At 70.8% G+C, this 10,352-nt stretch carries 9 protein-coding genes, 3 tRNA genes and 7 pseudogenes; 4 read left to right on the top strand and 15 right to left on the bottom strand.

The window, feature by feature from the left end; genetic code table 11:
- Positions 1–51: 51 nt before the first annotated feature.
- From LP418_RS23755 to LP418_RS31440, 12 genes and pseudogenes are all read right to left on the bottom strand, one after another.
- A complete protein-coding gene (locus LP418_RS23755; protein ID WP_257953937.1) occupies positions 52–417 on the bottom strand; it encodes a prolipoprotein diacylglyceryl transferase family protein in 366 nt (121 codons plus the stop codon).
- Positions 418–508: 91 nt separating this feature from the next.
- Positions 509–925, bottom strand: a pseudogene (locus LP418_RS23750) (prolipoprotein diacylglyceryl transferase family protein); the annotation flags it as partial.
- A gap of 30 nt (positions 926–955) precedes the next feature.
- Positions 956–1,564 (bottom strand): SCO family protein, encoded by a 609-nt coding sequence (locus tag LP418_RS23745; protein WP_257953936.1) that lies wholly within the window; start codon positions 1,562–1,564, stop codon positions 956–958.
- Positions 1,557–2,354 carry a tryptophan synthase subunit alpha gene (trpA, locus tag LP418_RS23740; RefSeq protein ID WP_257953935.1) on the bottom strand — a complete coding sequence of 266 codons (798 nt, stop codon included), beginning with the start codon at positions 2,352–2,354 and terminating at the stop codon, positions 1,557–1,559. The genes LP418_RS23745 and trpA overlap by 8 nt, the downstream gene beginning before the upstream one ends.
- Positions 2,351–3,593, bottom strand: a pseudogene (gene trpB, locus LP418_RS23735) (tryptophan synthase subunit beta). The gene trpA and the pseudogene trpB overlap by 4 nt, the downstream one beginning before the upstream one ends.
- Positions 3,590–4,370: pseudogene (gene trpC, locus LP418_RS23730) on the bottom strand (indole-3-glycerol phosphate synthase TrpC). Before trpC ends, trpB begins: the two co-directional pseudogenes overlap by 4 nt.
- Positions 4,371–4,570: 200 nt before the next feature.
- Positions 4,571–4,819 (bottom strand): annotated as a pseudogene (locus LP418_RS23725) (DUF2752 domain-containing protein); the annotation flags it as partial.
- A gap of 4 nt (positions 4,820–4,823) precedes the next feature.
- On the bottom strand, positions 4,824–5,024 hold the full coding sequence (locus LP418_RS23720) for an HGxxPAAW family protein (protein ID WP_257953934.1): 201 nt from the start codon (positions 5,022–5,024) through the stop codon (positions 4,824–4,826).
- 49 nt (positions 5,025–5,073) lie between these two features.
- Positions 5,074–5,674 (bottom strand): annotated as a pseudogene (locus LP418_RS23715) (Trp biosynthesis-associated membrane protein).
- Positions 5,667–6,008, bottom strand: coding sequence for a phosphoribosyl-AMP cyclohydrolase (hisI, locus tag LP418_RS23710; RefSeq protein ID WP_257953932.1), 342 nt, complete (start codon positions 6,006–6,008; stop codon positions 5,667–5,669). The pseudogene LP418_RS23715 and the gene hisI overlap by 8 nt, the downstream one beginning before the upstream one ends.
- Positions 6,005–6,643, bottom strand: a complete 639-nt coding sequence (locus LP418_RS31445; protein ID WP_336276125.1) for an aminotransferase class IV — start codon at positions 6,641–6,643, stop codon at positions 6,005–6,007. Before LP418_RS31445 ends, hisI begins: the two co-directional genes overlap by 4 nt.
- A pseudogene (locus LP418_RS31440) lies at positions 6,576–6,845 on the bottom strand (aminotransferase class IV); the annotation flags it as partial. The pseudogene LP418_RS31440 and the gene LP418_RS31445, both read right to left, overlap by 68 nt.
- A 136-nt stretch (positions 6,846–6,981) precedes the next feature.
- Here LP418_RS31440 and LP418_RS23700 point away from each other — a divergent pair.
- The 3 genes from LP418_RS23700 (at position 6,982) to LP418_RS23690 (ending at position 7,276) form a co-directional block, all read left to right on the top strand.
- Positions 6,982–7,054 (top strand) — tRNA-Gly (locus LP418_RS23700).
- Between the two features lie 47 nt (positions 7,055–7,101).
- Positions 7,102–7,175: transfer RNA gene (locus tag LP418_RS23695), tRNA-Cys, on the top strand.
- Positions 7,176–7,202: 27 nt separating this feature from the next.
- A tRNA-Val gene (locus LP418_RS23690) sits at positions 7,203–7,276 on the top strand.
- A gap of 272 nt (positions 7,277–7,548) precedes the next feature.
- Here LP418_RS23690 and LP418_RS23680 read toward each other — a convergent pair.
- From LP418_RS23680 to LP418_RS23670, 3 genes and pseudogenes are all read right to left on the bottom strand, one after another.
- A complete protein-coding gene (locus LP418_RS23680; protein ID WP_257953929.1) occupies positions 7,549–8,385 on the bottom strand; it encodes a sigma factor-like helix-turn-helix DNA-binding protein in 837 nt (278 codons plus the stop codon).
- A gap of 286 nt (positions 8,386–8,671) precedes the next feature.
- Positions 8,672–8,860: pseudogene (locus LP418_RS23675) on the bottom strand (sigma factor); the annotation flags it as partial.
- A 683-nt stretch (positions 8,861–9,543) separates the two neighbouring features.
- Positions 9,544–10,101, bottom strand: coding sequence for a GAF and ANTAR domain-containing protein (locus LP418_RS23670; protein ID WP_442939993.1), 558 nt, complete (start codon positions 10,099–10,101; stop codon positions 9,544–9,546).
- Here LP418_RS23670 and LP418_RS23665 point away from each other — a divergent pair.
- Positions 9,986–10,294, top strand: a complete 309-nt coding sequence (locus LP418_RS23665) for a hypothetical protein (RefSeq protein WP_257953927.1) — start codon at positions 9,986–9,988, stop codon at positions 10,292–10,294. The genes LP418_RS23670 and LP418_RS23665 overlap by 116 nt on opposite strands.
- Positions 10,295–10,352: the final 58 nt, after the last annotated feature.

Raw genomic sequence — 10,352 nt, 5'->3', positions numbered from 1 at the left:
CGCGCGAATCGAAATCTATCACCGGCGCAGGGCTGTCGTGAGACAGCGATCTCAGTCCGCAGACTGCGACGTGGCCTCCGTCACGGGCTCGCGGGAGTAGACGGTCTCCTCGCGCCCGGGGTGCTTGCGTCCCGCCCACACGAAGTAGGCCGTGGCCAGCACGAACAGCACGATCGAAGTCCACTCGTTGAACCTCAGCCCGCCGACGTCGGAGAGCTGGACGTCGTCGATCCGCAGCCGCTCGATCCAGAAGCGCCCGACGGTGTAGGCCATGACGTAGAGCGCGATCACGCGACCGTGCCCGAGGCGGAAGCGCCGGTCGGCCCAGATGACGACGACGAAGGCCGCCGGGCACCAGAGGAACTCGTACAGGAACGTCGGGTGGAACACGACGTCGGCGGCGTACTGGTAGCGCACGCCATCGTTGAGGTCCGGGTCGATCTCCGGGCCCCTGGGGCAGGTCGGTGGGCCGACCGTAGAGCTCCCGGTTGAAGTAGTTGCCCCAGCGGCCCAGCGCCTGCGCGACCAGCACACCCGGCGCCATCGCGTCGAGGACCGGCAGCAGCCTGATGCCGCGCAACCGGGCACCGATGACGACACCGAGGGCACCCATCGCGATGCCGCCCCAGACACCGAGGCCGCCGCGCCAGATGTAGAGCGCCTCGACCGGGTTCTGCCCGTCCCCGAAGTACTGCTGCCAGTCGGTCGCCACGTGGTAGAGCCGGGCCCCGACGAGGCCGAACGGAATCGCCCAGATCGCCGGGTCCGACACCTCGCCGGAGGTGCCGCCGCGGGCGACCCAGCGGCGCTCGCCGATCCAGATCGCCACGACGATGCCGGCGATGATGCACAAGGCATAGGCGCGCAGCGGGAAGGGCCCGATCTCCCACGTGCCCCGGCTCGGGCTGGGAAGAGAGAAGGCCATGATCAGCGTCAGCATCTGGGTTCAGTCAGCTCATTCGCTCAGGAGGTGCTGGAGGTCGGCTGCCAGCTGGGCGGAGGAGACGTCCTCGCTCCAGTAGGCGATGCCCTCGTCGTCGGCGTCGATGGCGACGATCTGGGTGCCGTGGGTGACGTCGTAGCCGCCCGTGGGCAGCTTGTCGCCCTGCTCGACGGCGATGCCGAGGGGCTTGGCGACATCGATGATGGTCTGGATGCCACCGCTGACGCCGATGAACCCCGGATCGAAGTTGGTGGCGTAGTCGCCGACCACCTCCGGAGTGTCGCGCTTGGGGTCGGTGGTCACGAACACGACGTCGACCTCGTCACGCTCGTCCGCGGAGAGCCGCGTCATGGCCGAGGCCATCGTCGACATCACGATCCCGCAGATGTCCGGGCAGTGGGTGTAGCCGAAGAAGACCAGCGTGAGGTCCTTGTCCGTGTCCTCGACCGGGCTGTACGGCGAGCTGTCGCCGTCCACCGGGGCGTCAGCGGCGACGGGGAACGGCGGGTCGAGCACCGTCCCCGTCATCTCGTGACCGGCGGACATGCCCACCGAGGGCCCGCACCCGGAGAGCAGCCCTGCGGCAACGCCGACGGCGAGCCAGCGCCGGACGTCAGCCACGACGCACTCCCCGCGCCGGGTCCTCGGTGAGGGCGCGCAGCGAGGCGAGGCCGGCTGCCTCGTCACCGGGGTGGTCGAGGATGGTGCGGACGAAGGCGGAGCCGACGATCACACCGTCGGCGTAGGCCGCGATCTCGGCCGCCCGGTCGCCGTTGCTGACGCCCAGCCCGACCCCGATGGGCAGGTCGGTCGTGGCCTTGGCACGGGCGACCAGCGGACCGGCCAGCTCGGAGGTGCTGGTCCGGGCGCCGGTGACGCCCATGACTGCGGCGGCGTAGACGAAGCCGCGGCAGGCGGCGGTCGTCATCGCGATGCGCTCGTCGGTCGAGCTCGGCGCGAGCAGGAACACCTTGTCGAGGTCGTGCTGGTCGGCCGCGGCGATCCACTCGGCGCTGTAGTCGGGCGTGATGTCGGGAGTGATCAGGCCCGCTCCCCCGGCACTCGCGAAGTCGGCGGCCCAGCGCTCGACCCCGTAGCGCTCGATGGGGTTCCAGTAGGTCATCACCGGGGTCGGCACACCGGTGGCGGCCACGGCCTCGACGACTCGCAGCACGTCGGTGGTCCGGATCCCGCCGTCGAGGGCCTGCTGGGCGGCGGCCCGGACGGTCGGGCCGTCCATCACCGGGTCGCTGTAGGGCAGGCCGATCTCGATCACGTCGCAACCCGCGTCGACCATCGTCGTCAGGGCCGCGATCGACCCGTCGACCGTGGGGAACCCGGCCGGGAGGTAGCCGACGAGCGCGGCACGACCCTCGGCTCGCGCCTTCTCGAAGGCGATCGCGGCGCTCACTTCTGCTCCTCCGCGTCGCCGAGACCGAACCACTCGATCGCCGTACCCATGTCCTTGTCGCCGCGACCCGACAGGTTGATGATCACCGTCGCGTCAGGGCCCTTCTCCTCGCCGAGCCGGCGAGCGACCTCGAGGCCACCGTGCAGCGCGTGCGCCGACTCGATGGCCGGGATGATGCCCTCGGTGCGGCTCAGCAGCGCCGGGGCCTCCATCGCCTCGGTGTCCGTGACCGGGATGTACGTCGCCCGGCCGGTCGCCGCGAGGTGCGCGTGCTGCGGTCCGACGCCGGGGTAGTCGAGGCCGGCCGAGATCGAGTGGGACTCGATGGTCTGGCCGTCCTCGTCCTGCAGGACGTAGGTGCGGGCGCCGTGCAGCACCCCCGCCTCGCCGGCGTGGATGGTCGCGGCGTGCCGGCCCGTCTCCACGCCGTCGCCACCGGGCTCGAAGCCGTAGATCGCGACGTCCTCGTCCTCGAGGAAGGCGGTGAACAGCCCGATCGCGTTGGAGCCGCCGCCGACGCACGCGGCGATGGCGTCCGGCAGTGCGCCGTACTGCTCGAGGCACTGGGCCCGCGCCTCGTCGCCGATGCCGCGGGTGAAGTCACGCACCATGCTCGGGAACGGGTGCGGTCCGGCGGCGGTGCCGAAGAGGTAGGCGGTGTGGTCGACGCTGGCGACCCAGTCGCGCAGCGCCTCGTTGATCGCGTCCTTGAGGGTGGCGCTGCCGGACTCGACGGGGATGACCTTGGCTCCGAGGAGCTGCATGCGCGCGACGTTGAGGGCTTGGCGGCGGGTGTCGACGGCGCCCATGTAGACGGTGCAGTCGAGGTCGAAGTAAGCCGCAGCAGTCGCGCTGGCAACGCCGTGCTGGCCTGCGCCGGTCTCGGCGATGACCCGGCTCTTGCCCATCCGCTTGGTCAGCAGCGCTCGGCCCAGCACGTTGCGCACCTTGTGCGCGCCCGTGTGGTTGAGGTCCTCGCGCTTGAGCAGCACCCGGGCGCCGACCCGCGTCGAGAGGCGCTCTGCGTGGTAGAGCAGGCTCGGGGTGCCGGCGTACTCGCGGCAGATCTTCTCGAAGGACGCGACGAACTCGGGGTCGGCCATGGCGGTCTGCCGGGCCTCGGTCAGCCTCGTCCAGTGCGGCGACGAGGGCCTCCGGCATGAAGCGGCCACCCCACGCGTCGCCGAAGTAGCCGCGCTCGTCGGCGTCCCAGCGCTGATCGGATCCGGTCGTCGTCATGCCACTCCTGTCATCGCACGGACGGCTGCCTCGGGGTCGCCGTCCCTGACCAGCGCCTCGCCGACGAGCACCACGGAGGCGCCCTCGTCGACGAACCGCTGCACGTCATCGGGGCCGCTGATGCCGGACTCCGCGACCTTGACGCGGTCGTCCGGGATCAGCTTCGAGAGTCGGCCGAAGGTGTCGTTGTCGACGGCCGGGGGTCTTGAGGTTGCGCGCGTTGACGCCGATCAGCTCGGCGCCGAGCTCGACCGCTCGCTCGGTCTCCGGCTCGTCGTGGACCTCGACGAGGACCGTCAGTCCGAGCTCGCGCGCTTCGGCGTACAACCGGCGCAGCCCGGTGTCGTCGAGGGCAGCCACGATGAGCAGGGCGAGGTCGGCGCCGGCGGCGCGACCCTCGACGAGCTGGTAGCTGGAGACGATGAAGTCCTTGCGCAGGATCGGCGTCTCGACGGCCGCGCGCACGGCGCGCAGGTCGTCGAGGGTGCCGTTGAAGCGGCGCTGCTCGGTGAGCACGGAGATCGCGGCTGCGCCGCCTCGAGCGTACGCCGCAGCGAGCACCGCCGGGTCGGGGATGTCCGCCAGCGCACCCTTGCTCGGGCTGCTGCGCTTCACCTCGGCGATCACGCTCGAACCCGCCGCGCGGAAGTGCGGCATCGGGTCACGCGCCGGGTCGACGTCGGCGAGCGCGGCACGCACGTCGGCCGGGGGCGTGGCGGCCTCGCGAGCGGCGAGATCCTCGCGGACGCCGGCGATGATCTCATCGAGCACGGACATGTCCCTACCCTCTCACTCCGACACCAGCGCTTTGACGGGTGGCTCAGGCAGCGAGCACGTTGCCGGGCAGGTTGCGCACCACCGTGAAGACCGTGAGCACGACGAGGCCGGCGATCCACACCCCGGGACCGGATCTTCACGGGGCGCATCGCCTCGCCGCCGCGCCAGCAGGCCCGCAGCCGGCGGCCCCAGAAGAAGAGGATCGCGGGGACCGCCGGGACGAAGACCGGGTTGCTCGACAGTGCGGCTCCGACGTCGAGGTGGGTCAGGTCGTTGACCGCGCGCAGGCTGCCGCACAACGGACAGTCGAGGTCGGTCAACGCCTTCGTGGGACACAGGCCCCGGGCGCCCGACACGTGCGGATCACGCAGGCGCAGGGCCGGGGTGGCGGCCGCGACAGCGCCGCCGACCGCGAGCGGGCAGGCGAGCCTGCGGGCCCGCTCGCCCATCGGCTCAGTGGTGCTCGGTGTGGAAACCGAGCTTGGCGAGGATCAGGAACAGCGGGAACGCGACGACGCCGAGGGCGACGCCGATCCAGAAGATCGGCATGCTCACCGGCGTCAGCATCAGCGCGATCGAGCCGACGAGGAAGCCGAGCATGGCAACGCCGACGCCGGTCCGGGCCGCGAGGGTGTTGCCGTGGTTGTCCGCCATGTGAAGTGCTCCTGATCGTGGCTGCGCTGTTCGGTCAGTCCGTGCCGGCTCAGTTTAGGGGGCGGCCCGGCTCCGTCGGGTCATCGCCCTCGTCGAGGGCCTTCCAGATGTCGATGTTGCCCTCGGGCTCCCCGGGCGCGACCTCCCCCGTCGGTGCGTCGTAGCGCGTGCCCATCTCCGGCCAGGACGGGATCTTCACGACCGCCGGGACCGTGGCGACGACGCTGCCGACGGCGCCGATCAGCGCTGCGGCGTACCAGCCGTTGAGGCTGACTCCGGGCCGTGTCGGTGCCGGATGCCTCGAGCAACGCGTCGGTCAGCGCATCCTGCAGCGACCAGAACGCGAGGACGGTGGTGACGAGGGCGCCGATCGCGGCCACGGCGCCGAGCGCTGCGACCGTACGGCGCACGCGACCGCGCGTCACGAGGACGACGCCCCAGCACGCAAGCACCACGAGCGCGAGCGCGGCGGCGAGCGGTGACTCGCGGATGCCGGTCGTGTCGAAGGTGGCCGCGGCCGACGCGCTCGACGTGTCGACCCTGCCGGACGACCCGCTCACCCACGGGCGGGCGCCGGCCACGGCCGCGAGGATCCCGCTGGCGAGGCCGAGCAGCAGCACCGGACCGAACGTCTTGCGGGTCTCAGCCATCGAGCCGGTCCGCGTCGAAGCAGGTGCGGTCGCCGGTGTGGCAGGCCGCGCCGACCCGGTCGACCTTGACCGGGATCGTGTCGCCGTCGCAGTCGAGTCGCACCTCGCGGACGTGCTGGACGTGGCCGCTGGTGTCGCCCTTGACCCAGTACTCGTTGCGGGAGCGGCTCCAGTACGTCGCCCGACCGGTGCTCAAGGTGCGCGCGAGCGCCTCGTCGTCCATCCAGCCGAGCATCAGCACCTCTCCGGTGTCATGCTGCTGCGCGATCGCCGGCACCAGCCCGTCGGGCGTGCGCTTGAGACGTGCGGCGATGGCGGGGTCCGAGTCGGTCACCCTCCAAGTATCAGGGGTCGAGGTTGTCGGACTCGCGCTGCGCCCACGTGCGCGCACACTCCGCGGTGACCGGGCCGGGGGCCGGTAGGTCGCGGTCGTCCCAGCGGGCTGATCGCCCGGACGTCACGCGTGGTGGAGACGAGGAACGCCTCGCTCATCCGCTCGGCGACGTCGCTCATCGGCTCGTCGACCTCCACTCCCCCACACCACTCGAGCACCGGGGCCCGGGTGACGCCGGCCGGGCAGCCGCTCGCCGGGGTCGGGGTGCGGAGCTCGCCGTCCACGACGTAGAAGACGTTGGAGCCGGTGCCCTCGCAGAGGTCGCCGAGCGTGTTGGCGAAGATCGCCTCGGTGGCCCCTCGCTCGCTCGCGTGCGCGAGGGCGATCACGTTCTCGGCGTACGACGTGGTCTTGAGGCCGGCGGTCGCACTGCGCTCGTTGCGGGGCCCGGGGCACCGTGCTGACCGCGGTCGTGGCCGGGAACGGGTCGATGGCGGAGTAGGCGACGACGAGCGTGGCCGGCCCGTCACCGCGACCGGAACCCATCGGGGCCGGTCCCCCGGTGTAGGTGATCCGCAGCCGACCGAGCGGGTCGGCGGTCCCGTCGAGGACCGCGGCAACGCCTCGGCGTACATCGGCCTCGTCCGGCGCCTCGAGGCCCAGCCCCGTCGCGGAGCGCCCCAACCGCGTGACGTGGCGGCTCAGGGCGAAGGGAACCCCGCGAAGTGTCTTGATGGACTCGAAGACCCCGTCACCGACGGTGAAGCCGTGGTCGGTGACGCTGAGGGTCGCTCCGCTCGGGTCGTCGAGGAGCTGTCCGTTGAGCCGGGCGCGCATGCCGCCACTCTAGGAGAGCAACCGGCCGAAAGCAGGCCCGGGGACACGCGATCGACCACCCGATTTTGGCACCCGTCTACCCATCGGCTACTGTTCTGCTCGCACTTGAGGCCGGTTCGCCGGTCACAAAATGCAGGCGGACATAGCTCAGTTGGTAGAGCGCAACCTTGCCAAGGTTGAGGTCGCGAGTTCGAGTCTCGTTGTCCGCTCGGAGAGGTCTCTCCCCGTGCCTTCTTGTTCTTGGGAAGGCCTCCGTGGTGGGTTGGCCGAGAGGCGAGGCAACGGACTGCAAATCCGTGTACACGGGTTCAAATCCCGTACCCACCTCCAAGCTCCACAAGTGAAGAGCACGACCTCGGGCGATTGGCGCAGCGGTACGCGCTTCCCTGACACGGAAGAGGTCACTGGTTCAAACCCAGTATCGCCCACCAGCACAGCACGGACAGAGCCCCTGACCACTCGGTCAGGGGCTCTTTCGTCGACTCACGCGAGCAGCGCCCGGCACGCCCTCTCGCACCGTCGAGTGGCGACGGCACAGACGCTGTGGAAATCATCCGTGACCGTATGCCGCTCACACTCCTGCGCACAGGCTGCGCAGGCTTCGGCGCATGCCTCGACGAGGGCGAGCACAGGGACCTCGGCGGTGTCCTGAGGTGGAACGACGCCGAAGGCTCATGGGACTGTCCCCTGCACGGCTCGCGCTTCAGCGCGGACGGCGAGGTGCTGGAAGGACCGGCGACGCGTCCCCTGCTACGTGCTCGCAGGCCGTCGTGACCATCTCGGCCCACGTGCTGCCGAGATAGACGTCCCCGTCACCGTTCCACAGCTGTACGGCGACCTCGACCGCTGTCCGTTCGCGCTCCGACAGGGGGCCGGTGAGATCCTGCCGCTCCTGCAGCTGGACGTGGTGCAGGAAGGCGACCGTGAGCCGCGCGTGGGCGGCGTCGAACTCGATCGACTCCACGGCACCGCCCTCCCCGGCCGGGACCTCGGTGTCGAGCCGGAAGTGGTCCGGCACGGGCAACAGTCGGGGCGCGAGCACGACGACCTCGAGGGCCGTGTGCACGGCGAGGTGGCGCCGCGCCCGGAGAAAGACGTCCTCCCGGCCACCGTCGTGCAGCCGCGGGATCCGGCACAGGGCACCGCTCAGCTCGGCGTGCTGCGCGTGCAACAACTGTGCGAGCTCCTCGCCGGTGCTGACCTCCCGGGCCCGGTCGACGGGATGCTGATCGATCATGCCAGCGCCGTACCCAACTTCTCGCTCGTGATGCATGGGAGCAGGCGTCGTGGGTACGGCGATCTTCGACACGGTCTGCCAACCCGGGCTTACGCAGACTCCGGGCTGTCCGACCGGTCCCCCCGGGCCGGTGAGCTGGTCACGCAGGTCCCCCGGGGCTCGAGTGATGAGCCGCGAGACCTGCGCTCGGCCCACTCCGAGCTCGTTGCCGATCTCGATCTGGGTGAGGCCCTCGAAGAACCGGAGGTAGAGGACACGGCGGTCGCGCTCCGGCAATGAGCGCAGCGCTGGCCGGACCATCATCCGGGCCTCGCACTCGGCCCGGCCCCGGTCCTCCTCGCTCAACGTTGCTCCCCAGGTCCTCGCCGTCGCCCTCGATGGTCGCCGGTCGGTCGAGCGATGTCGGTCGGAAGCAGCCCCGGGCCGCCTGCGCCTCGGCGTACTCCTCGTCCGTGATCTCGAGCTCGGCCAACAGCTCCTCGCGGTCGGGTCGCCGACCCGGGCGGACGGTGAGCTCTCCCTCGGCGCGGGTGGCGCGCCACTGCGTCTCCTGGACCCGGCGCGTCGGACGCACCATCCATCCGAGGTCACGGAAGTGTCTTTGCAGCTCGCCCCTGATGGTCGGGACCGCGAAGGACAGGAAGTCGTGGTCCTGCGCGGGATCGAACCTCTGGATGGCCTTGGCCGGGGCCTCGCTGGCGACCTGCTCGAGGTCCTCGAGCTCGATGCCACGGCGGGTGAACCGCCCGGCCAGTGTGCGCGCGACACCCGGGTTCATCAACAACACCTCGTCGCGGAGGGCTTGGCCTCTCTCCTCGTCGCCACACTCGGGGGCAACCGCCGGGAGCTCGGCGGTGCGACGTTGCCTCTCCTGACGCGGGGGCGGCACACGAACAGACGTGGCCATGTCCCGGACGGCGGTCACGGGCTATCACCCGGCAGTGATCTGGGTGCGCGGGGCGGTCCGTGGCTTGAACCAGTGGGCTCACTTCGCAGGCGCGAAGATGCCCGAGCACATGTCAAAAGTAGCCGCCCGACCGCGCGGCATCAAGCGACCGTATGGAGCGTGGGTGCCGCGGGTACGACTCAGTCATGGCAAGGGAGAGGGAGCCGAAGATGACTGAGCAGGAGCACGACTTCGACCCGGCTGCCGGCACCGTCCCGGACCCGTTCGGGTTGGGATGGGATCACGAGCGAGATGCGTCCGACGAGGAACCTCCGGCTGCGGAGTAACCGGGCGCGACAACGACGAAGAGCGAGGGCGGCGACCACACCCGTCTCGGCGAGCTCGATTGACCACCCGACGTCGGGCCGTCTGGCGCCGTACAGATGGAGGCGGCCCCCGACCCGCGCGGTTTTGCAGGCCGAGGGCCCGGTCAGGCGACGCCAGCCGGAGACGCACCCGACCTCATCACGGCGTACCCACCTCAGGTCGGGTCATGTCCCCGCACGTGCGGTGCGTCACCCCGGGTCCCCTGATCGCGAGGCAGCCGCCCGGTCGCCACCAGCTGCTCGGCCAGCTCGCGCAGCTTGACGTTGTTGTCCCGGGGAGTAGCGCTTGAGCACCGCGAAGGCACGGTCCTCGTCCGAGCCGTGGCGTTCCATCAGGATCCCCCGGGCCTGTCCGATGCGCTTGCGCCCGTCGAGGGCGATGTTGAGCCCCTCGACGGTGAGCGACGCATCGAGGGCGAGGGCGGCGTGGCGGGTCATGAGGTGCGCGAACGCGACCTCGTCGGAGGTGAAGACCCGCGCCCGGGCCCAGTAGAGGTTCACAGCTCCGAGCCTGCGATCGCCCGCCTTGTTCACCAGCTCCGCCCCCAGCGCGCTGCCGATGCCGAGAGCCACGGCCTTGGGGGCCCAGAGGGGCCAGCGCGAGTCCGCTGCGAGGTCCCGGGAGACCATCGTGGCGCCCTGCCATGCACTGTCGTGGCACGGGGCCCTCGCCCAGCTCGTATTGCAACTGGTCCGCAGCCTCGACGAGGGGATCGGTCGCCGCCACGGTCTGCAGCCGCCCGCCACTCCTGATCAGGCTGATGCCCGCGTAGTCGGCGCCGAGCTGCGCACGCGCATAGGTGACCACCTCCTCGGCGGTCCGTCTGGGGTTGGGCGCCTGATGCAGGCGCTCGACCAAGCGGGCGAGATCGCCCGCCAGTGTGCCGTCGTCCATCAGCACTCCTCACACGTCCAAGATCAACTGACCCCACCACGCTGACAGCAATCATACGGACCTTGTCGAGCGCCCGGCCCGGGTCGCCGTAGACCCGGAGAAC

Origin of the sequence: Nocardioides sp. B-3, from assembly GCF_024703895.1 — a bacterium.
Taxonomy (GTDB): Bacteria; Actinomycetota; Actinomycetes; order Propionibacteriales; family Nocardioidaceae; genus Nocardioides.
Note: the sequence above shows the minus strand (reverse complement) of the source record. Positions and strands in the feature narration are given on the sequence as shown.